We start from the raw sequence: 20,408 nt of genomic DNA on the forward strand, positions 1-20,408 counted from the left end.
TTCGGAGAGTGTGAGAACATGGCACGTTATATCGGCCCTAAGTGTAAGCTCGCTCGTCGTGAAGGCACCGACCTTTTCCTGAAGAGCGCGCGTCGTGCACTGGATTCCAAGTGCAAACTGGATAGCCCTCCGGGCCAGCATGGCGCTCGTAAGAGCCGCCTGTCTGACTACGGTGTGCAACTGCGTGAAAAGCAGAAAATCCGTCGTATTTACGGTGTACTCGAGCGTCAGTTCCGCAATTACTTTGCGGAAGCTGTGCGTCGCAAGGGCTCCACGGGTGAAAACCTGCTGAAGCTGCTCGAGGCCCGCCTGGACAACGTTGTATATCGCATGGGCTTTGGCTCCACTCGCGCCGAAGCGCGCCAGCTGGTTAGCCACAAGGCTATCGTTGTGAACGGCCAGGTTGTGAACATTCCGTCCTACCAGGTTAAAGCCGGTGACGTAGTGTCCGTCCGTGAAAAAGCCAAGAAACAGGCCCGTATCGTAGAAGGTCTGGCTCTGGCCGAGCAGGGTGGTTTCCCGTCTTGGGTCCTGGTTGACTCCAAGAAAATGGAAGGCACTTTCAAATCCGCTCCGGAACGTTCCGAACTGTCTAGCGATATCAACGAACAACTCGTTGTGGAATTCTACTCCAAGTAATCGCTAGCTCTTAGGGAATGACTATGCAAAACAGCGCTTCGGAATTTCTGAAACCTCGTCTTATCGACGTTCAGCCGGTTTCCGCCACTCACGCTCGTGTGTCGATGGAGCCGTTCGAGCGCGGCTACGCTCATACTCTGGGTAACTCGCTGCGCCGTATCCTGCTGTCGTCGATGCCGGGCTATGCTCCGACCGAAGTGACTATCGCTGGCGTTTTGCATGAGTATTCCGCACTTGATGGCGTGCGCGAGGATGTCGTTGACATCCTCCTCAACCTCAAGGGCGTAGTGCTTAAGCTGCATGGTCGTGACAGTGTTGTGCTGTCCTTGAAAAAGGACGGCGAAGGCGCTGTCTTGGCTGGCGATATCGAACTGCCGCACGATGTGGAAGTGATCAATCCGGACCACGTGATTTGTCACATCTCCTCTGGCGGTAAGATCGACATGGAGATCAAGATCGAAAAAGGCCGCGGCTATCAGCCGGTGTCGGTTCGATCCAATCATGAAGACAACCGTTCCATCGGTACCATTCAACTGGATGCTTCCTTCTCGCCGGTTCGCCGCGTGAGCTTTGCTGTGGAAAGCGCCCGTGTTGAGCAGCGTACCGACCTCGACCGCCTGGTTCTCGATATCGAGACCAATGGCGTGATCGAGCCGGAACAGGCAGTGCGCAACGCTGCCCGTATTCTGATGGATCAACTGTCGATCTTTGCCGATCTCCAAGGCACAGCGGTTGAAGAAGTCGTTGAAAAGGCGCCGCCGATCGATCCGATCCTGCTGCGTCCGGTAGACGATCTTGAACTGACGGTTCGTTCGGCCAACTGCCTGAAAGCTGAGAACATTTATTACATCGGCGATCTGATCCAGCGTACTGAAACCGAGCTTCTGAAGACTCCGAACCTCGGCCGCAAGTCGCTGAACGAGATCAAGGAAGTTCTCGCTTCCAAAGGCCTGACTCTCGGCATGAAGCTCGAGAATTGGCCGCCTGCTGGCCTCGAAAAGCCGTAAGGTTTGAGATAAAAGGACATTAACAATGCGTCATCGTTACAGTAATCGTAAACTGAACCGCACGACCAGCCATCGTCTGGCGATGCTGCGCAACATGGCGAACTCGCTGCTGAAGCACGAAGTTATCGTGACCACGCTGCCGAAAGCCAAGGAACTGCGTCGTGTGGCCGAGCCGCTGATCACGCTCGGCAAAAAGCCGTCTCTCGCCAACCGTCGTCTGGCGTTTGACCGCACTCGTGACCGCGATATCGTGGTTAAACTCTTCGACGTTCTCGGCCCGCGCTTCTCCGCCCGCAATGGTGGTTATGTGCGTATCCTGAAGTACGGTTTCCGCAAGGGCGACAACGCCCCGATGGCTCTGGTAGAGCTGGTGGACCGTCCGGAAGATGCCGTAGCGGTTGAAGACAACTCCGCCGAGTAATCGACGAAGTTGAGAAAAAAGCCAGGCGCAAGCCTGGCTTTTTTCATTGCCGGAAAAGAAAAGACCCGCCTTGAGCGGGTTTTTTCTTTTGGCGGCGCCCAGCGGAGCCGGCGTGCTTAAAAGATCGACAAACCGGTACGCGTGGTGAAACGATCCAGCGCTTCCAGGCCCAACACCGAATTGCCCTTGCCATCCAGCTCCGGGCTCCATACCGCGATGCTCATCTTGCCGGGGATGATGGCGAGCATGCCGCCGCCAACGCCGCTTTTCACCGGCAGGCCGACGCGGTAGGCGAACTCGCCGGCGGCATCGTAAGTGCCGCAAGTCAGCATGACCGCGTTGATCTGTTTGGCCTGACTGCGGCTCAGCGTTTGCCGGCCGTCTCGGGTAACGCCGCGGTTGGCCAGAAACAGGCCGGCATTGGCCAGTTCCACGCAGTTCATCACGATGCTGCAGCTGTTGAAATACTGCTGCAGCACGGTTTCGACGTCGTTGTCGAGGTTGTGATAGCTCTTCATGAAGTGAGCCAGCGCCGCGTTGCGGTGGCCGTGCGCGCGCTCGGATTCGGCTACGCGGGCATTGCCGCACAGGGTGGCATTGCCGGATTCCTGGCGCAGGCGGGCCAATAAGGCGCCATGAGCGTCGCCGAAGTGGCTGATCGCTCGGTCGGTGACCACCAGGGCGCCGGCATTGATGAAGGGGTTGCGCGGCACCCCGTCCTCGTACTCCAGCTGCACCAGGGAATTGAAGGGATTGCCGGAAGGTTCCTTGCCGACATGACGCCACAGCGTATCGCCCTCGGCCTCCAGTGTCAGCGCCAACATGAAGGCCTTGGAAATGCTCTGGATGGAAAAGGGGGTGGCCGCATCGCCGCAGCGATAATGCCGACCGTCCAGCGTGGTGATGGCCATGCCGAATTGGCGCGGCGCCACTTCGGCCAGCGCCGGGATGTAGTCGGCGACGCGGCCCTGGCCGTAATAGGCGGCGACTTCGCGTTGGATTTGATCAATGATGACTTGCAAATTCATGAATCTATTCAGCATAAAGCGGTAACAACGCCGGCGAACCGGCGTCGGGGTCAAAACTCGTAGCGGCTTTCCAGCACGCGGAACTCCGCGCCCAGCTCCAGCGCGCCTTCATTGCGCGGCACCAGGTTGACGCCGAAACAGACGCCTTCCGGCAAGGTGCGGATGCTGACCAGGGTGCGTAGTGGCTGCTGTTCCGGCGATTTGATCCCGGTATCCGGGTCCACCGTGGTCAGTACGCAGCGGCTACAGGGCTTGGCCACGTCGAACACCACATCGCCGATCTGAATCACCTTCCAATCATCCTCTTCCCAGGCGTACTCGCCGCTTACCACCAGATTGGGACGGAAGTGGCGCAGCGATACCGGCTGGTCCAGCTCATCGTTCAGCGCGTCCAGCGAGGCCTGGTTCACCAGTAGATAAGGATAGCCATCGGCGAAGGACATCGCATGCTCGCTGTCCTTTAGCCGGCGCTGCGACTGCATGCCCAGCCACAGCAATTGGCAGGGCTCGCCCAGCAGCTCGCTGAACCAGTGGTCGACGGCCCGGTCGCCATGGTAGGCGGTAAAGCTGTCCTTCCATACCGTGGCCGCGGCTTCTTGCTGGTACTGGGTACTCATTGCCAGGATGGGGGGCTTGCCGGGATATTTGAACAGCGCGCCGCCGGGAATCAGGTCCACTTCCACGCGCACCAGCTGCGGATGCGAGCGTGCGGTGAAAAAGCGGCCGTTATCGCCGGCGAGCAGCCATTCGCGGTCATGCAGCAAACCCTGCTTGCTGGCGTAGGCTCGGCTATAAGAGATGCCACGGCAGGACTTCAATGGATGGACGAACATTTCTACGAGTTGCATAGGGGCTCCGCTAAGCTGGATGTCCACATCTTATCACTGTGGCCGGAGAGTCAGAAAATCCCACAGTCGACGATCCTGGCTGAAAGCAACGTTGAAGCGCAGCCAGTCGGAACGCATGCCGTGAGCGCGGAATAAATGGCCGGGCGCCAGCAGGATCTGCCGCAGCTGCGCCTGCTCGGCCAGGCTGGTCGCGTCCAGCTCGCTGGGCGGACGCGCCAGGATGAACAGGCCGTTGGCCGGGCGAGCGAACAACTGCCAGCCGTGCTCGGTGAATAGTTGCTGACATTGGGCCTGGGCTTCGGCCAGCCGCGAGCGCAGGCGCTCCAGCTGGCGGCGGTAACGGCCCTCGCTGATCAGCTCCAGTGCCAGCCGTTCATTCAACTCCGGCGAGGTCAGCCCCGACATCATCTTGTAGTGAACGACGCGCTCCAGTAGTTCGGCCGGCCCAGTCAGATAACCGACGCGCAGGCCGGGGGACAGCGATTTGGAAAAACTGTCGATGTAGAGCACGCGCTTGAGTCCGTCCAGCGCCGCCAATGTTTGTTGACGGCCGGCGGTGAAATCGCCGGAGACATTGTCCTCCACGATCAGGAAATCGTGTTCCTCGGCCAGCCGCAGCACTTGGTGGGCAACGGACGGCGCGTAGCTGGCGCCGGTGGGGTTTTGCAGCCAGGGATTGGTGAAGAAGGCCCGTGGCCGATGCTGGCGCAGCAACGCGCGCAGTTGTTCCAGATCGGGGCCGTGCTCGGTCCACGGCACCGGCACCAGCTTGAACTCGCGGAAGGCCAGGCAGGACAGCAGATTGCAATAGCCGGGATCGTCGACCAGCACGGTGTCGCCGGCCTGCAGCAGCGCGCAGGCGGCCATGTCCAGCGCGCGGCTGGCGCCCTGGGTCAGCACGATATCGTCGGCGCGCGCGGCGATGCCGCGTTCCGCCAGACGCTCGGCCAATTGCTCGCGCAGCGGCAGATAACCCTTGGGGTCGCCGTAGCCGGGCGCGGCAATGGCGTCGCGCGCCAGTTGGCGCAAGGCTTTTTGCTGGGCCTCGGCGTCGTACCAATGCGAAGGCAGCCAGCCGCAGCCGGCGAACAAGGTATTGGCGTCCTGCTGATAGATCTTGCGCAGCAGCCAGTATTCGTCCACCGGCCACACGCGCGGCGGCGGCGCCTGCCGCGGTGTCAGGGCTTCGCGCCGCGCTTCGACGTAGAAACCGGAACCGCGCCGCGCTGTGAGATAGCCCAGGGTGACCAGCCGGTCGTAAGCCTCGACAACGGTGAAGGGGCTGACGTCAAGTTCCCTGGCCATGCTGCGAATAGATGGGATTTTTGCGCCATTGCGCCATTGTCCGCATTGGATGGCCGAAATAGCTGAATTGACGATGTTTTCAACCAAGGTAATGCCATCTTCAGGCATAAGACGAAAATTGGCCATGGCGCATTATTTCGACAGCATTGAGATAGGGTCTGTCCGTTGGGAACAGCTTGTGATAAATATCACGTCATAAACCGGATGGCATGACCGGCTTGCCGAGTACACAGTTTTTTATTGAGCTTTAAGTACTGAACGGCTAAGACAAGGGAAGGACATCCGGTATCGAGAATGATCATAACAGTGCTTGGCCGGACATTGATAATCAATCAGGGCAAGCCAAGTCGAATTGGGGATGGAGGTCGGAAATGCGCTCCTTGCGGGTCAAATTGATTGTATTCATCGCGGTGCTGCTGGTTTTGCTGGGCGCCATTATCACGACGCTGGTCTATACCCAGATGCGCAATGAAATTGTCCAGGGCGTGGACAATGAGCTATCCAGCACCTCGCGCGGCTACGCCAACCTGGTCAAGGATTGGTATGGCAGCAAGGTCAAGGTGGTGATTGCCGGCAACCCGGTGGTGGGCACCCCGGAACCGATGCCGACGCTGGCGCGCCTGAGCCAGGCCGGCGGCTACGACATGACCTATATCGGCACCGCCGATCACAAGATGATACGTTCCGATTTCAAACCGCAGCCGGCGGGTTACGATCCGGTGGCGCGGCCCTGGTATCAGCAGGCCCAGGCCAGCGGCAAGCCGGGCGTGTCCGATCCCTATGTCGACTTCGACACCAAGAAACTGGTGGTGACCTTTGTATCCCCGGTGTTCGACGGCTCCACGCTGAAGGCGGTGGTGGGCGGCGACATCTTCATCGACGACCTGGTCAAGACCGTGTTGTCCGCCAAACTGCGCGGCAATGGCTACGCCTTCCTGGTGGACAAGAGTGGCAAGGTGATCGCCCACCCGGACACCACGCTGACGCTTAAGCCGCTGGCGGAAAAAGTGCCGGCGCTGACCGGCGAGAAGCTGGTGCAGCTGTCCACCAGCAGCGCGATGGAGGAGATCGAAGTCAACGGAGAAGCCAAGCTGGTGCAAGTGGATCCGGTGGAAGGCACCAACTGGCTGCTGGGGGTGATGATAGATAAGTCCGTGGTCAGCGAACCGCTGGAAAAGCTGCTGCTGACCGTGGTGGGTCTGGGGGCATTGTGCGTGGTGGTGCTGATCCCGGTGGCCAGCGTGATGCTGAGCAAGATGTTGGCCGGCCTGGGTCGCCTGCGTAACGCAATGCTGGAAATCTCCAAGGGCGAGGGCGACCTGACCCGCCGCATCGAAGTGCAGGGCCAGGATGAGATCGCCGAAACCGCGACCGCGTTCAACAGCTTCATCCAGCGTTTGCAAAGCATGTTCATCGCGGTGCGCACCGAGGCGGAAAACGTCACCAGCGGCGTGCAGAGCGTGGCCACCACGGTGGATCAGGTGGCGCGCGATTCACGGCAGATTTCCGACGTGTCCAGTTCCAACGCCGCGACGCTGGAAGAGATCACCGTCAGCATCTCCCATATCGCCGATGCCGCGCGCGAAGCGGATTCGCTGGTCAATCACACCGGCACCGTGTCCAGCGAAAGCGCCAACGAAATGCAGCGCATCTCCCGCGAGATGAACAGCACGGTGGAAGCGGTGAAGGGCTTGTCCGGCATGTTGGTGTCGCTGGACCAGCGTTCGCAGCAGATCAGCGGCATCACCAATGTGATCAAGGACATTGCCGATCAGACCAACCTGCTGGCCTTGAACGCGGCGATCGAGGCGGCGCGCGCCGGCGAGATGGGCCGCGGCTTCGCGGTGGTGGCGGACGAGGTGCGCAAGCTGGCCGAGCGCACCGGCCAGGCCACGGTGGAAATCTCCGGCATGGTCAGCACCATCCGCGAGGAAACCAGCCAGGCGGTGACCAATATGCAGCGCACCGTCAGCTCGGTGGACGATGGCGTGGAGCTGACCGGCAGCGCGGTGCAGCGCATCGAGCAGATCCAGCTGGCGATGCAGGAAGTGATGGCCAAGATGAACGAGATCACCTTGTCCACCAGCGAACAGCACAAGGCCACCACCGTGATCGCGCAGAGCACCGAGCAGATCAACGGCCGCATCGTCGACAGCGACGGCGCGCTGCAGACCGTGCACGACACCTTGAACGATCTGGCGCAGACGGCGAAGGATATGCGACAGCTGTTCTCCAGCTTCCGCGTTTAAGCGAGCTGACACGACACAGGAAACCCGGCTGCGGCCGGGTTTTTTCATGGCTGGCGGCGGTAACCGTATTGGTGTTTTCGCCGATACGGGATGCTGAAAAACAGCACAAACTGTACCTGTAATTGTATTGGTCGCGCGGCTAGATTAGTTGTCATCATTCGGCAGAAAGCCAGGGGAGACAACGATGGAGCAGCTGCAGATGGACGCGTACTGGATGCCGTTCACCGCCAATCGCCAGTTCAAGAGCGCGCCGCGCATGCTGGTGAGCGCCGACGGCATGTATTACACCGACGACCAGGGCCGCCAGATCCTGGACGGCAGCGCCGGCCTGTGGTGCGTGACTGCCGGCCACAACCGCAAGCCCATCGTCGAGGCGGTGCAGCGCCAGGTGGCGACGCTGGATTACGCGCCGCCGTTCCAGATGGCCCACCCCAAGGCTTTCGAGGCCGCCGACAAGCTGGTGGCGATGGCGCCCAAGGGCTTGAGCAAGGCCTTCTTCGTCGGCTCCGGTTCGGAGGCGGTGGACACCGCGTTGAAGATGGCGGTGGCTTACCACCGCGTGCGCGGCGACGCCGCCCGCGTCAAGCTGATCGGCCGCGAGCGCGGCTATCACGGTGTCAACTTCGGTGGCATCTCGGTGGGCGGCATGGCCGGCAACCGCAAGCATTTTCCGGTGTCCTTGCCGGCGGTGGACCATCTGCGCAGCACCCATGATCTGGCGCGCAACGCCTTCAGCCGCGGCGAGCCGGAGCATGGCGCCGAGTTCGCCGACGAACTGGAGGCGCGTATCCTGACCCTGCACGACCCATCCACCATCGCCGCCGTCATCGTCGAGCCGATGGCCGGCTCCACCGGCGTGCTGATCCCGCCCAAGGGCTATTTGCGGCGCTTGCGCGAAATCTGCGACCGCTACGGCATCCTGCTGATCTTCGACGAGGTGATCACCGGCTTCGGCCGCCTGGGCGCGGACTGGGCGGCCAACAAGTTCGGCGTGCTGCCGGACATCATCACCTGCGCCAAGGGTCTGACCAACGGCGTGGTGCCTATGGGCGCGCTGCTGCTGAAGCCGGAGATCCACGACGCCTTCATGGCCGCCGCCGGCGAACGCATGATCGAGTTTCCGCACGGCTACACTTATTCCGCCCACCCGCTGGCCTGCGCCGCTGCGATCGCCTCGCTGGATCTGTACCGCGAGGAGCAGTTGTTCGAGCGCGCCGCCGGCCTGTCCGCTTATTTCGAGGAGCGCGCGCACGCCTTGCGCGGTCAGCCCTATGTCAAGGACATCCGCAATCTGGGCCTGGTGGCCGGCATCGAGCTGGACAGCCGCCCCGGCGCCGCTGGGCAGCGCGGTTTCGACGTCTTCCTCAAGTGCTGGGAGCAAGGCGTGCTGCTGCGCTTCACCGGCGACATCCTGGCGGTATCGCCGCCCTTGATCATCGAAAAGCATGAGATCGACCGGCTGTTCGACACCATCGCCACCGCCTTGCGCGCCTGCGAATAAGCGCGGCGCCGAACACTCAACCCATACCCATCGGAACTAGCATGCAGAACATTCCTCATTACATCGGCGGCGAGCGCTGCGAAGGCCAGAGCGGCCGCTTTGGCGATGTCTACAACCCAGCGCTGGGCCGTGTCGCCGCCCGCGTGCCGCTGGCGGGCCCGGACGAGGTGCAGGCCGCGGTGGCGGCGGCGCGCAAGGCCTTTCCGGCCTGGGCGGAAACCTCGCCGCTGAAGCGGGCGCGGGTGATGTTCAAGTTCAAGGAACTGCTGGAGCAGAACCAGCAGCGCTTGGCGGCGCTGATTTCCAGCGAGCACGGCAAGGTGGTGTCCGACGCCATTGGCGAAGTCACTCGTGGGCTGGAGGTGGTGGAATTCGCCTGCGGCATTCCGCAGTTGCTGAAGGGCGAGTTCACCGAACAGGTGGGCGGCGGCATCGACAGCCATTCCATGCGTCAGCCGCTGGGCGTGGTGGCCGGCATCACTCCGTTCAACTTCCCGGCCATGGTGCCGCTGTGGATGTTCCCGGTGGCGCTGGCCTGCGGCAACTGCTTCATCCTCAAGCCGTCGGAGCGTGACCCCTCCGCCGCGCTGCTGCTGGCTGAACTGCTGCAGCAGGCCGGCTTGCCGGCCGGCGTATTCAATGTGGTGCACGGCGACAAGCAGGCGGTGGACGCCTTGCTCACCCATCCCGACATCGCCGCGCTCAGCTTCGTCGGCTCCACGCCGATTGCCCAGTACATCTATGAAACCGGCGCGCGCCACGGCAAGCGGGTGCAGGCGCTGGGCGGCGCCAAGAACCACCTGGTGGTGATGCCGGACGCGGACCTGGACGGCGCGGTGGAAGCGCTGATCGGCGCCGCCTACGGTTCGGCCGGCGAGCGCTGCATGGCGATCTCGGTGGTGCTGGCGGTGGGTGATATCGGCGATGAACTGGTGGCGCGGCTGGCCGAGCGCGCGCGCAATCTGAAGATAGGCGTGGGCGACGACGCGGTGGCGGAAATGGGGCCGCTGGTGACGCGCCAGCATCTGGACAAGGTGACGGGCTATGTCGCACAGGGCGTGGCCGAAGGCGCGCGGCTGGTGGTGGATGGTCGCGGCTACAGCCATCCCGGCCACGAGGACGGCTTTTTCCTTGGCGGCTGCCTGTTCGACCACGTGACGCCGGAGATGACCATCTACAAGGAGGAAATCTTCGGGCCGGTGCTGGCGGTGGTGCGGGTGCCGGACTTCGACAGCGCGGTGAGCCTGATCAATGCCCACCCCTTCGCCAACGGCACCAGCATCTTCACTCGCTCCGGCGGCGCCGCGCGCGAATTCAGCCACCGCATCCAGGTGGGCATGGTGGGCATCAATGTGCCGATTCCGGTGCCGATGGCCTTCCACAGCTTTGGCGGCTGGAAGGCCTCGCTGTTCGGCGATCACCATATGCATGGTCCGGAGGGCGTGCGCTTCTATACCCGGATGAAGACGGTGACCAGCCGCTGGCCGGCCAAGATGACCGCCGAGTTCGTGATGCCGACGATGAAGTGAGGCGTGTGGAATGACGACCCTGGACGCGGGTATGACCGCTTGCGTTCAGTCTGGCCCGGAGCGATCCGGGCCTTTTTTATATGCTGTTGATATTTTTTGTTGAAATGCCTCAAACTAGGACTAATCGCGCAAAAAGAGCGATCAGCGCTGTCTAGAATAAGTGAACAAGGTGTGGGGAGATGGAAATGAACAAAACAACAATGAGCCTGCGCGGCCGTCTGCTGCTGCTGTTGGTGGCGATGGCCTTGCTGGTGGCGGCGATAGGCGTGCTGTCGGTGATGCGCGAGCGCGACACCATGCTGCAGGACCGCAAGGACAAGACGCGCAATCTGGTGGAGTCGGCGGCGGCGCTGGTGGTGTCCTACGAAAAGATGGCGGCGGACGGTAAGATGAGCGAGCCGCAAGCCAAGCAGCAGGCCGCGGCGGCGCTCAACAGCATGCGCTACGACCAGCGCGAGTATTTCTTCGCCTTCGACAAGAGCCTGACCTATGTCGCCCACGGCGTGAAGCCTGCCTTGATCGGCAAGAACCTGCACGGGGTCAAGGAAGGCAGCGGCCAGGACATGGGTCAGCTGTTCGATCAGGCCTTGAGCAGCGGCGGCGGCAAGGGCTATGCCAGCTACGTGTGGGACAAGCCGGGCTTCGACGCGCCGCAGCCCAAGATTTCCTATTTGATGACTTCGCCCGGCTGGGGCTGGGTGTTGGGCACCGGCATCTATCTGGATGATGTGGCCGCCGCCTATCACAAATCGCTGTTCAACCTGGCGCTGGAGGTCGGCGTGATCCTGCTGCTGCTGGCCGGCCTGGGCGGCTACATCATGCGCAGCGTGCTGGGCCAGTTGGGCGGCGAGCCGGCGGTCACCGTGGACATCGTCAAACGCATCGCCGCCGGGCAACTGGACATGGCGGTGCCGGTGAAAACCGGCGATCAGGACAGCTTGCTGGCCAATGTGGCCGGCATGCAGGCACAGCTGCGGCAGCTGGTGGGAGAAATCGCCGCCGCGGCCAATCGGGTGTCTGAAATGAGCGACGACGTCAGCGGTCATGCCGCCGCCGTTGCCAGCGGTTCCGAGCAGCAAAGCGAGGCGGCCACCTCGATGGCGGCCTCGATAGAGGAGCTGACCGTCAGCATCAACCATATTTCCGACCGCGCCCAGGACGCCCGCAGCCTGTCCGAGCAGTCCGGCGAATCGTCGCAGCAGGGCAGCGAGGTGATCTCGCGAGCGGTGGCGGAAATGCGCCGCATCAATGAATCGGTGGAATTGGCGGCCGGCACCATCAATGAACTGGTGGACAAGGCGCAGGTGATCTCCGGCATCATGCAGGTGATCAAGGACATCGCCGATCAGACCAATCTCCTGGCCTTGAACGCGGCGATCGAGGCGGCGCGCGCCGGTGAGCAGGGCCGTGGCTTCGCGGTGGTGGCGGACGAGGTGCGCAAGCTGTCCGAGCGCACCGCCCAGGCCACCGAGGAGATCGCCGGCATGATCGCCGAGATCCAGCAAAGCTCCACCCAGTCGCACGGCTCGATGGAAGAAGCGGTGCGGCGTGCCAAGAACGGCCTGGAACTGGCCGAGCAGGGCGGCGCGGCGGTGGGCGAAATCAGCCACAGCGCCAGCGGCGTGCTGGGCGTGGTCAACGATATTTCCCACGCGCTGAAGGAGCAGGGCACCGCCAGCCAGGACATCGCCCAGTACGTCGAGCAAATCGCGATGAGCTCCAGCAAGAACGCGCAGGCGGCGTCCACCGCCTCGGCGGCGCTGGTGGACATGCGCCAGCTGGCCGGCAATCTGCGCGGGCTGGTGTCGCGCTTCCGCTGTTGAGCCGGCGGCGCGGGGGCCCGTGCCGCCGCCGCGTCAGCGGCCGATTTCTGTACGCACGTCCAGCAACTCCGGGAAGAAAGTCAGCTCCAGCGCCTGCTTGAGGAAACGCACGCCGCTGGAGCCGCCGGTGCCTTGCTTGAAGCCGATGACCCGTTCTACGGTTTTCATATGGCGGAAGCGCCACAGGTGGAAGTATTCCTCCACGTCCACCAGCTTTTCCGCCATCTCATAGGCTTCCCAGTGCTGCTGGGGCTGATCGTAGATCAGCTTGAACAGCGGGATCAGCTCCGGATTGCGCTGATAGGGCTGCGACCAGTCGCGCTCCAGGCTGGAGGCCGGCACCGGCAGGCCGCGCCGCGCCAGGTGGCGCAGGAATTCATCGTACAAGCTGGGCGCTTCCAGGATGGCTTGCAGCGAGGCGTGTTTGTCCGCCTCGTGGGCGAACACATTGAGCATCGCCTGGTTCTTGTTGCCCAGCAGGAATTCGATGGAGCGGTATTGATGCGATTGGAAGCCGGAGGAGTTGCCCAGCACATCGCGGAACTCCATGTATTCCGACGGCGTCAGCGTCTCCAATACCGCCCATTGTTCGAACAGCAGGCGCTGGATCTGCTTGACCCGCGCCAGGCATTTGAAGCTGGGGCCCAGCGTATCCTGCTGGACGAAACGCACCGCGGCCTGCAGCTCATGCAGCATCAGCTTCATCCACAGTTCGGAGGTCTGATGCTGGATCACGAACAGCAGCTCGTCGTGGTGCGGCGGATCGGACAGCGGTTTCTGACAGGCCAGCAGCTGGTCCAGGCATAGATAACCGCCGTAGCTCATGCGCTCGGAAAAGTTGGTGACGATCCCGGCTTCCAGTTTTCTCTCGTTCATCTTGATTCCCTTGTAGAGGCGGCGCGGCGTTTCTTGGTGTGATTTCGGCGCAGGGCCGGTTCGCGTCGCCGGCGAGTGATGATCGGGAATCCGGGGCCGAATGTCAAAACGCGCGATGTTCGGGAGTGGAAACATCGCGCGTTCGCTGGGTGGAGCCGGCAACGCTCAAGGACGGTGCTTGCGCCCCAGCAACATGGCCAGCAGCAGCAGCGCCGCGCAGCCTATCAAGACCGGCGCGTTGCCGTGCCGCATATAGGGGGTCAGCCCCTGGCGGCCCTGGGCGAAGCCTTGCAACACCTGGCGGGTATAGGGTGCCGCCACCGAGGCGATCTCGCCGTCCGGGCGGATGATGGCGGTCATGCCGTTATTGGTGGCGCGCAGCATGTAGCGTCCATTTTCCAGCGCCCGCGTTTGCGACAACTGCAAGTGTTGGCTCATCGCCACGCTCTTGCCGAACCAGGCCAGGTTGCTGACGTTGGCCATGATGCTGGCCTGGGCCGCCGGGCCTATCAGCTCCTCGCCGAAGCTGTCCTCGTAGCAGACGTTGAAGGCGATCTTCTCGCCGGCCAGCGGCAGCGGCGGCTGGTTGGCGCCGCCGCTGCTGAAGCCGGACATCGGCATATTCATGAACTGGTAAATCCAGCCTATCAGCCCCGGCACCGGGATGAATTCGCCAAACGGCACCAGGTGGTCCTTGGCGAAATAGGGCCGGCCCGGCGTGGTCAGCGCCACCACCGCGTTCAGATAACCGCGGCCGTCGTTGGTGCGGCGCGGCACCCCGGTGGCCAGCGCCATGCCGGCGCGCTGGGCCTGGCCCTCCATCATGCTCAGGTAGCCGGAGGGCAGGTCGTCCAGGAACAGCGGCAGCGCGGTTTCCGGCAGCAGCATCAGGTCGGCGCGGGTGGTGGCCACTTGCTGGTAATACACGCGCAGCGATTCTTCCAGGTTTTCCGGCGACCATTTCAGCTCCTGGGCGATATTGCCTTGCGCCAGCGCCACGCTGATGGGCTTGCCCAGCGGCTGGGTCCATTCGATGCTCTTCAGCCCTTGGCCGTTGCCCCATACCGCCAGCGCGGCGAGCAGCAAGCCGGCGCGCAGCCGCCAGGAACTGTGCACCATCAGCGCCAGCGCGCCGGCGGACAGCGCCACCAGATAGCTGATCAGATGGACGCCGCCCAGCGGCGCGTAGCCGGCCAGCGGGCTTTCGGTGATTTGCGAGTAGCCGGCGGCGGCCCAGGGGAAGCCGGTCAACACCCAGCCGCGCAGCCATTCGCCCAGCTCCCACAGCGCGGGGAAGGCCAGCAGCCAGCGCTGCCACGGCTTGGCGCTGACGCGCGCGCTCAGCCACATCGCCAGGCCGGGATAGAGCGCCAGATAGGCCGGCAGCAGCAGCACCAGCGGCAAGGCGATCCAGACCGGCAGTCCGGCCACATCGTGCAGGCTGTTGTAGATCCAGTTGAAATTGCTGGTGTAGGCGGCCAGGCCCCAGACATAGCCGATCCAGAACGCGCGCTGCGGGTGACGCTGGGTCAGGTCCGCCAGCGCCGCCAGCGACAGCGGCATGATCCAGAACAGCCGGTAAGGGGCGAAGGCGAACAGTGTGAGGCTGCCAGCCAAGGCGGCTGCCAGCAGGACCAATAAAGTGCGCATGGTAGGCATCAGGCGAAGCCGGCCAGCAAGCGCTGGCCGACGGATTATCGAATGGCTGATATTCATCATAGGAACTCGCGGGCGGAGGCAACAGCCGCGATCGCGACGCGAGTCCGGATGAGGATGGCGGATTACACGGTGGAGGTTTCCCCGTCCTGTATCCGCTCCACCAGCAAGGTATCGACGCGGCGGTTGTCGGCGCGCAACACGGTGAAGCGCAGGCCGGCGGCTTCCACCGCTTCGCCGCGCTTGGGCAGGTGGCCGGTCAGCGAGATCACCAGGCCGCCGACGGTGTCGACATCGTCGTCTTCGAAATCGGTTTCAAAGTAATGGTTGAAGTCCTCGATCTCGGTCAGCGCCTTGACCCGGTAGCGCTGATGGCCGCGCACCGGCAGGATGTCTTCCTCGTCGTCCTCGGTGTCGTATTCGTCCTCGATGTCGCCGACGATCTGCTCGATCACGTCCTCGATGGTCACCAGGCCGGACACGCCGCCGTATTCGTCCACCACCACCGCCATGTGGTTGTGAGTGGCGCGGAAATCGCGCAGCAGCACATTCAGCGGCTTGGATTCCGGCACGAACACCGCCGGGCGCAGCACCGCCTTCAAGTCGAAGCTGGCCGGCGCGTGGAAATAGCGCAACAGTTCCTTGGCCAACAGAATGCCCAGCACGTCGTCCTTGCTGTCGCCTATCACCGGAAAACGCGAGTGTCCGGAATCGATCACCATAGGCAGGAAGCGGGTGATCGGATCGTCGCAGCTGATCACGTTCATCTGGCTGCGCGGAATCATCACGTCGCGCACGGTCAGCTCGCTGACTTCCAGCACGCCCTCGATCATGCCGAGCGCTTCCGCGTCCAGCAGATTGCGCTCGAAGGCGTTGTGCAAGAGTTCGATCAACTCTTCGCGATCTTCCGGCTCGCGCAGCAACATGGTGGACAGGCGTTCCAGCCAAGTCGGCCGCGGTTTACTGGGGTCTTCCATTTCTTAGAACTGCTCCTCTCGATACGGGTCGGGATATCCTAGCCTCTGCATGATGACGGTTTCAAGCGCCTCCATGGTTTCGGCTTCGTCGTCTTGCTCATGGTCAAAGCCCTGCAGGTGCAGCATGCCGTGCACCAACAGGTGGGCGTAATGCGCTTGCAGCGGCTTGTTTTGCTCGGCGGCCTCTTTTTCCACCACCGGCGCGCACAGCACCAGATCGCCGATCAGCGGCAGGCCCGGCACCGGCTCGCCCTCGTTGAGCGCGAAGCTCAGCACATTGGTGGCGTAGTCCTTGCCGCGGTAGTCATGGTTCAATTGGCGGCCTTCGTCGGCATCCACGATCAGGATGCTGACCTGGGCCTGCTTGACGCCGGCCTGCAGCGCCGCCTGGCTCCAGCGGCGCAGATCGGCCGGCCGCGGCAGCACGGCGGTCTGGCTGCGCACCTCCAGGCTCAGTTCCAGGCGCGCGGCCAGCCGCGCCAGCAGCGGGTTACGCTTGGCTCTTTTCATCTTGCTTGCTTTGATATTGGTCGTAGGCGTCGACGATTTTCTGCACCAGCGGATGGCGCACCACGTCGTCGCTCTGGAAATGATGGAAATGAATGCCGCGCACCGTGCCCAGGATGCGCTCCACCTCGACCAGGCCGCTCTTCTGATGGCGGGCCAGGTCGATCTGGGTCACGTCGCCGGTGATCACCGCCCTGGAGCCGAAGCCGATGCGGGTCAGGAACATCTTCATCTGTTCCGGTGTGGTGTTCTGCGCCTCATCCAGAATGATGAAGGCGTTGTTCAGCGTGCGGCCGCGCATATAGGCCAGCGGCGCGATCTCGATCAGGTTCTTCTCGAACAGCCGGGTCACGCGGTCGAAGCCCATCAGATCGTACAGCGCGTCGTACAGCGGCCGCAGATAGGGGTCGACCTTCTGCGCCAGGTCGCCGGGCAGGAAGCCCAGCTTCTCGCCGGCTTCCACCGCCGGGCGCACCAGCACGATGCGCTTGACCGCGTCGCGCTCCATCGCGTCCACCGCGCAGCCCACCGCCAGATAGGTCTTGCCGGTGCCGGCCGGGCCGATGCCGAAGGTGATGTCGTGCTGCTGGATGGCCTTGATGTAGCGGCTTTGACGCGGGGTGCGGCCGCGCAGATCTCCGCGGCGGGTCACCAGCACCGGCACGTCTTCGTCGTCGGCTGCGGTCTCGACGCCATTGGCCGCGTGGCGGCGCAGCTCCACCAGGCACAGTTGCACGTCGTCTATCGACAGCTCCTGCTTTTCCGCCAGCAGGTAGAGCCGGGTCAGCGCTTCCACCGCGGCCTTGGCCTGCTCGCCCTGCACGCGGAAGCTTTCGCCGCGGCGCTGCACCGTCACGTCCAGGCCGGTTTCGATCTGTTTCAGGTTTTCGTCCAGCGGGCCGCACAGGCGGGCCAGCCGTTCATTGTCTACGGGATTGAAGCTTAGCGGTTCGGAATGCGAGGTCGTCATGCGGCTTGTATGGTCTGGAGCGTGGCTGGTGTTAAGGCTGCGGCGAGCATCAAATGTTCCGCAGGCAATCCAGTTCCGGCGCGGTCATGCTTGCGTGGAACTCGGTGATTTCGTAGCGGGCGACATTGGCGACGGCGAAGGGGTCGCGCGCCAGCAGCGCTTCCAGCTCGGCGCGTTCGCCGCGGGCCAGGATCACGCCGCCGGTGCGCGGCGATTTGCGGCCGGAGGCCAGCAGCAGGCCGGCGGCATAGCCTTGCTGCAGCCAGACAATATGCTGGTCCAGCAAGGCGTCGATATCGGACAGCGGGGCGGTGTAGCTCAGCGAAACGATGAACATGGCGGCTCAGTGGGGATGAAAAGCTTCAAGCATACGCCCGCCGGCGGCGACGGGCGCAAAAAAATGGCGGGCGGGCGTCATGCTCAAGCGGTTTCCGTGATCAGCGCCTCGCCCACCAGCGAGTGCGGGCGGGCTTCAGTGATGCGCACGTCCATCATCTGGTTCAGCAGGCGCGGATGGCCGACGAAGTTGACCACGCGGTTGTTGGCGGTGCGCGCCGCCAGCATGGTGGCGTCCTTCTTGGACACGCTTTCCACCAGCACGCGCTGCACCGTGCCCACCATCGCCTGGTTGATGGCGAAGCCCTTGGCCTCGATCACCTCGTTCAGGGCTTCCAGGCGGCGCACTTTCTCCGCGTGCGGGGTGTCGTCCGGCAGATTGGACGCCGGCGTGCCCGGGCGCGGGCTGTAGATGAACACATAGCTGAAGTCGACTTCCATGTCCTTGACCAGCTTCAGCGTCTGTTCGAAGTCGGCCTCGGTCTCGCCGGGGAAGCCGACGATGAAGTCCGACGACAGGCACAGATCCGGCCGCAGCGCGCGCAGCTTGCGGATGATGGACTTGTACTCCAGGCCGGTGTAGCCGCGCTTCATCGCCGCCAGCACGCGGTCGGCGCCGCTTTGCACCGGCAGGTGCAGATGAGACACCAGCTTGGGCAGCTTGCCGTAGCAATCGATGATGCGCTGGCTGAATTCGCGCGGGTGGCTGGTGGTGAAGCGGATGCGCTCCACGCCCGGCACTTCGTGCACGTATTCCAGCAGCAGCGCGAAATCGGCGATTTCGCCGTCGGACATCGCGCCGCGGTAGGCGTTGACGTTCTGGCCCAGCAGGGTGATTTCCTTCACGCCCTGCGCGGCCAGGCCGGCGATCTCGGTCAGCACGTCGTCGAAGGGGCGGCTGACCTCCTCGCCGCGGGTATAGGGCACCACGCAGAAGGAACAGTACTTGGAACAGCCTTCCATGATGGATACGTAAGCCGCGCCGCCGTCCACCTTGGCCGGCGGGATGTGGTCGAATTTTTCGATTTCCGGGAAGGAAATATCCACCTGCGAGCTGCCGCTGGACTGGCGCGATTTGATCAGGTCCGGCAAGCGATGCAGCGTCTGCGGGCCGAACACCACGTCGACATAGGGCGCGCGCTTGACGATGGTTTCGCCTTCCTGCGACGCCACGCAGCCGCCGACGCCGATGATCAGATTGGGGTTGGCTTCCTTCAGCGGGCGGATGCGGCCCAGGTCGGAGAACACCTTTTCCTGCGCTTTCTCGCGCACGCTACAGGTGTTGAAAAGGATGACGTCGGCGTCTTCCGGCTTGTCGGTCTGAATCATGCCCTCGGCGTCGGACAGCACGTCGGCCATCTTGTCCGAGTCGTACTCGTTCATTTGGCAGCCGAAAGTCTTGATGTATACCTTTTTCATTGCAGCTTGATTCCAGCGTGTTTCCGTCGGTTCGTCGCGGCCTGCTTGGCAGGCGCGCGCCGCGCGCGGGATTATTGGGATGGCTGGGAGGCGGCCTCGGCCTCCCTTTGCTTCAGCAATTCCACTTCCTCGGGACGCAGCACCCAGATGCGGTTGATCTGGCCCTGCATATTGAAAGTCACGGCCACTGGCTTGCCCTCCAGGGTATCCAGTTGGCCGCGCAGCAGGAAGCGGTTGCTCTCATCGAAGATGCGCAGGCCGGGCGCCAGCGGAAACTGGCGGTTGGAGCGGATGAAAATGCCGAGCAGGCTTTCCAGCAGCGAGCGGTCTTTCTTGACGAACTCGATGGTGGCGTCATCCACGGCGCGGACGGTGCCGGCCTTCAGATCCAAGGGCAGCAGGCGGCCGGCCAGGGCGGGGGCGGCGAGCGATGCCGCGAGCAGGGCGACGATGAGTATTTTCATAAGGAATTGAATGCGTTGCGCGCGATTCTATCATAGCTTGGCCGGCGGCCAGGCCAAATCTTCCTGTGAGCATGGGCGCGTCGGCGCGGCAAAGCAGCTCGTTTTACAATGAACGCTGCATGCACACCGCGCCTTCGCCATAGGCGGCATTGGCCTCATTGTCCCGGCTGGCCTGGTAGCCAAAGCGCTGCCAATAACGGGCGGCGCCCAGCACCGCCACCAGCCGCGCCTGGCGCAGGCCGCGGCGGCGGCCCTGGCCCAGCACGGTTTGCACCAGCCGCGGCCCCAGGCCGTGACCGCGCGCGTCCGGATGCAGCGCCAGATCGTGGATGAACAGGGTGTCGGCGGCGGTTGGCAGCTGTTCCAGCTTATGGCCCAGCTTGGGCGGGCGGCTGCCGGCCCAGGGGTGGGCAAACAGATAACCCAGCAACTGGCCGGGACGTTCCGCCACCCAGCAGGTGTCCGGCGACAAACGCTGGCGCGAGGCCAGCGCATCGCGGCTTTCCAGCATCTCGGCAGGGTAGCAGTGCTGCTGCACTTGCAGCACCGCGGGTAAATCTCGAACTTGCATCGGGCGCAGGACGATGGCGTCCTGGCGACTACTGACTGCGGACATCGGTACGGCCTATCCATGAAAAACGACAAAAGCAAAGAGCGCGGCGACCGCCGCGCTCTGTTCGAATACGAATGGCATTATAGCGCGCCAGCCGCGCGCGCGGCCAGCCGGCAGGCCCCGCTGAACCGCTACCGCAAGGAGCTTTTCCTGGTCTTGGACGCGCCGGCGCCGCACGCGGCATTGAATTTCTGGCGGAATAATGGTCTATTCCTGATCCGCCCCATTCCTTGAGTCGCC

General features: G+C 63.1%; 20 protein-coding genes. 8 read left to right on the plus strand and 12 right to left on the minus strand.

Features of this window, described 5'->3' with window-relative positions; translation table 11 throughout:
• The first annotated feature begins 18 nt into the window (after positions 1-18).
• The 3 genes from rpsD to rplQ are packed head-to-tail and all read left to right on the plus strand — an operon-like array spanning position 19 to position 2,067.
• Positions 19-639: a 30S ribosomal protein S4 gene (gene rpsD / locus LQT98_RS19390; protein WP_043594097.1), complete on the plus strand. Its 621-nt coding sequence runs from the start codon at positions 19-21 to the stop codon at positions 637-639.
• Positions 640-662: 23 nt separating this feature from the next.
• Positions 663-1,646 carry a DNA-directed RNA polymerase subunit alpha gene (locus LQT98_RS19395; RefSeq protein ID WP_039755788.1) on the plus strand — a complete coding sequence of 328 codons (984 nt, stop codon included), beginning with the start codon at positions 663-665 and terminating at the stop codon, positions 1,644-1,646.
• A 25-nt stretch (positions 1,647-1,671) separates the two neighbouring features.
• On the plus strand, positions 1,672-2,067 hold the full coding sequence (gene rplQ, locus LQT98_RS19400) for a 50S ribosomal protein L17 (RefSeq protein ID WP_048411916.1): 396 nt from the start codon (positions 1,672-1,674) through the stop codon (positions 2,065-2,067).
• Positions 2,068-2,183: 116 nt separating this feature from the next.
• Here rplQ and LQT98_RS19405 read toward each other — a convergent pair whose 3' ends face one another.
• Genes LQT98_RS19405 through LQT98_RS19415 form a run of 3 tightly spaced genes read right to left on the minus strand, consistent with a single transcriptional unit; the run spans position 2,184 to position 5,374 of the window.
• A complete protein-coding gene (locus LQT98_RS19405; RefSeq protein ID WP_048411915.1) occupies positions 2,184-3,095 on the minus strand; it encodes a glutaminase in 912 nt (303 codons plus the stop codon).
• A gap of 50 nt (positions 3,096-3,145) precedes the next feature.
• Positions 3,146-3,943 (minus strand): MOSC domain-containing protein, encoded by a 798-nt coding sequence (locus LQT98_RS19410; protein ID WP_048411914.1) that lies wholly within the window; start codon positions 3,941-3,943, stop codon positions 3,146-3,148.
• Positions 3,944-3,976: 33 nt separating this feature from the next.
• Entirely contained in the window at positions 3,977-5,374 is a 1,398-nt protein-coding gene (locus tag LQT98_RS19415) for an aminotransferase-like domain-containing protein (RefSeq protein WP_331282571.1), read from the minus strand.
• Between the two features lie 245 nt (positions 5,375-5,619).
• Here LQT98_RS19415 and LQT98_RS19420 point away from each other — a divergent pair, with 245 nt between their 5' ends.
• From LQT98_RS19420 to LQT98_RS19435, 4 genes are all read left to right on the plus strand, one after another.
• The gene (locus LQT98_RS19420; RefSeq protein WP_231464417.1) at positions 5,620-7,497 is read left to right on the plus strand and encodes a methyl-accepting chemotaxis protein; all 1,878 of its coding nucleotides are present in this window, start codon (positions 5,620-5,622) and stop codon (positions 7,495-7,497) included.
• Between the two features lie 184 nt (positions 7,498-7,681).
• Entirely contained in the window at positions 7,682-8,998 is a 1,317-nt protein-coding gene (locus LQT98_RS19425; RefSeq protein WP_231464420.1) for an aspartate aminotransferase family protein, read from the plus strand.
• Positions 8,999-9,039: 41 nt separating this feature from the next.
• On the plus strand, positions 9,040-10,527 hold the full coding sequence (locus LQT98_RS19430; protein WP_231464423.1) for a CoA-acylating methylmalonate-semialdehyde dehydrogenase: 1,488 nt from the start codon (positions 9,040-9,042) through the stop codon (positions 10,525-10,527).
• Positions 10,528-10,712: 185 nt separating this feature from the next.
• Positions 10,713-12,350 carry a methyl-accepting chemotaxis protein gene (locus tag LQT98_RS19435; RefSeq protein ID WP_231464427.1) on the plus strand — a complete coding sequence of 546 codons (1,638 nt, stop codon included), beginning with the start codon at positions 10,713-10,715 and terminating at the stop codon, positions 12,348-12,350.
• Between the two features lie 33 nt (positions 12,351-12,383).
• Here the strand turns inward: LQT98_RS19435 and kynA are convergent, their stop codons facing one another.
• The 9 genes from kynA to LQT98_RS19480 form a co-directional block, all read right to left on the minus strand.
• Positions 12,384-13,226 carry a tryptophan 2,3-dioxygenase gene (kynA, locus tag LQT98_RS19440; protein WP_048411908.1) on the minus strand — a complete coding sequence of 281 codons (843 nt, stop codon included), beginning with the start codon at positions 13,224-13,226 and terminating at the stop codon, positions 12,384-12,386.
• 165 nt (positions 13,227-13,391) lie between these two features.
• A complete protein-coding gene (gene lnt / locus LQT98_RS19445) occupies positions 13,392-14,876 on the minus strand; it encodes an apolipoprotein N-acyltransferase (protein WP_231464430.1) in 1,485 nt (494 codons plus the stop codon).
• Between the two features lie 131 nt (positions 14,877-15,007).
• Positions 15,008-15,859, minus strand: a complete 852-nt coding sequence (locus LQT98_RS19450; RefSeq protein WP_231464433.1) for an HlyC/CorC family transporter — start codon at positions 15,857-15,859, stop codon at positions 15,008-15,010.
• A gap of 3 nt (positions 15,860-15,862) precedes the next feature.
• Entirely contained in the window at positions 15,863-16,369 is a 507-nt protein-coding gene (gene ybeY / locus LQT98_RS19455; RefSeq protein ID WP_231464436.1) for an rRNA maturation RNase YbeY, read from the minus strand.
• Positions 16,350-17,336, minus strand: coding sequence for a PhoH family protein (locus tag LQT98_RS19460; protein WP_231464439.1), 987 nt, complete (start codon positions 17,334-17,336; stop codon positions 16,350-16,352). The genes ybeY and LQT98_RS19460 overlap by 20 nt, the downstream gene beginning before the upstream one ends.
• 49 nt (positions 17,337-17,385) lie before the next feature.
• Complete coding sequence (locus LQT98_RS19465) at positions 17,386-17,673, minus strand: YciI family protein (protein WP_231464442.1); 288 nt, start codon at positions 17,671-17,673, stop codon at positions 17,386-17,388.
• Between the two features lie 83 nt (positions 17,674-17,756).
• A complete protein-coding gene (gene miaB, locus LQT98_RS19470) occupies positions 17,757-19,091 on the minus strand; it encodes a tRNA (N6-isopentenyl adenosine(37)-C2)-methylthiotransferase MiaB (protein ID WP_048411904.1) in 1,335 nt (444 codons plus the stop codon).
• A 71-nt stretch (positions 19,092-19,162) separates the two neighbouring features.
• Entirely contained in the window at positions 19,163-19,555 is a 393-nt protein-coding gene (locus LQT98_RS19475; RefSeq protein ID WP_048411903.1) for a hypothetical protein, read from the minus strand.
• A gap of 103 nt (positions 19,556-19,658) precedes the next feature.
• On the minus strand, positions 19,659-20,171 hold the full coding sequence (locus LQT98_RS19480) for a GNAT family N-acetyltransferase (RefSeq protein WP_048411902.1): 513 nt from the start codon (positions 20,169-20,171) through the stop codon (positions 19,659-19,661).
• A gap of 15 nt (positions 20,172-20,186) precedes the next feature.
• Here LQT98_RS19480 and LQT98_RS19485 point away from each other — a divergent pair, with 15 nt between their 5' ends.
• A complete protein-coding gene (locus LQT98_RS19485) occupies positions 20,187-20,402 on the plus strand; it encodes a hypothetical protein (RefSeq protein WP_231464444.1) in 216 nt (71 codons plus the stop codon).
• The last annotated feature ends 6 nt before the right edge of the window (positions 20,403-20,408 follow it).

The organism is Chromobacterium aquaticum (assembly GCF_021129195.1).
GTDB classification, from domain to species: domain Bacteria; phylum Pseudomonadota; class Gammaproteobacteria; order Burkholderiales; family Chromobacteriaceae; genus Chromobacterium; species Chromobacterium aquaticum.

Bases quoted from the DNA above. Each gene is read 5' to 3' on its own strand.
- LQT98_RS19485 (WP_231464444.1), top strand. From the start codon at position 20,187: ATGAAAAACGACAAAAGCAAAGAGCGCGGCGACCGCCGCGCTCTGTTC.
- LQT98_RS19425 (WP_231464420.1), top strand. From the start codon at position 7,682: ATGGAGCAGCTGCAGATGGACGCGTACTGGATGCCGTTCACCGCCAAT.
- LQT98_RS19410 (WP_048411914.1), bottom strand. From the start codon at position 3,943: ATGCAACTCGTAGAAATGTTCGTCCATCCATTGAAGTCCTGCCGTGGC.
- LQT98_RS19430 (WP_231464423.1), top strand. From the start codon at position 9,040: ATGCAGAACATTCCTCATTACATCGGCGGCGAGCGCTGCGAAGGCCAG.
- lnt (WP_231464430.1), bottom strand. From the start codon at position 14,876: ATGCGCACTTTATTGGTCCTGCTGGCAGCCGCCTTGGCTGGCAGCCTC.
- LQT98_RS19480 (WP_048411902.1), bottom strand. From the start codon at position 20,171: ATGTCCGCAGTCAGTAGTCGCCAGGACGCCATCGTCCTGCGCCCGATG.
- ybeY (WP_231464436.1), bottom strand. From the start codon at position 16,369: ATGAAAAGAGCCAAGCGTAACCCGCTGCTGGCGCGGCTGGCCGCGCGC.
- LQT98_RS19405 (WP_048411915.1), bottom strand. From the start codon at position 3,095: ATGAATTTGCAAGTCATCATTGATCAAATCCAACGCGAAGTCGCCGCC.
- kynA (WP_048411908.1), bottom strand. From the start codon at position 13,226: ATGAACGAGAGAAAACTGGAAGCCGGGATCGTCACCAACTTTTCCGAG.
- miaB (WP_048411904.1), bottom strand. From the start codon at position 19,091: ATGAAAAAGGTATACATCAAGACTTTCGGCTGCCAAATGAACGAGTAC.
- LQT98_RS19415 (WP_331282571.1), bottom strand. From the start codon at position 5,374: ATGGCCAATTTTCGTCTTATGCCTGAAGATGGCATTACCTTGGTTGAA.
- LQT98_RS19450 (WP_231464433.1), bottom strand. From the start codon at position 15,859: ATGGAAGACCCCAGTAAACCGCGGCCGACTTGGCTGGAACGCCTGTCC.
- LQT98_RS19460 (WP_231464439.1), bottom strand. From the start codon at position 17,336: ATGACGACCTCGCATTCCGAACCGCTAAGCTTCAATCCCGTAGACAAT.
- LQT98_RS19395 (WP_039755788.1), top strand. From the start codon at position 663: ATGCAAAACAGCGCTTCGGAATTTCTGAAACCTCGTCTTATCGACGTT.
- LQT98_RS19465 (WP_231464442.1), bottom strand. From the start codon at position 17,673: ATGTTCATCGTTTCGCTGAGCTACACCGCCCCGCTGTCCGATATCGAC.
- rpsD (WP_043594097.1), top strand. From the start codon at position 19: ATGGCACGTTATATCGGCCCTAAGTGTAAGCTCGCTCGTCGTGAAGGC.
- rplQ (WP_048411916.1), top strand. From the start codon at position 1,672: ATGCGTCATCGTTACAGTAATCGTAAACTGAACCGCACGACCAGCCAT.
- LQT98_RS19420 (WP_231464417.1), top strand. From the start codon at position 5,620: ATGCGCTCCTTGCGGGTCAAATTGATTGTATTCATCGCGGTGCTGCTG.
- LQT98_RS19435 (WP_231464427.1), top strand. From the start codon at position 10,713: ATGAACAAAACAACAATGAGCCTGCGCGGCCGTCTGCTGCTGCTGTTG.
- LQT98_RS19475 (WP_048411903.1), bottom strand. From the start codon at position 19,555: ATGAAAATACTCATCGTCGCCCTGCTCGCGGCATCGCTCGCCGCCCCC.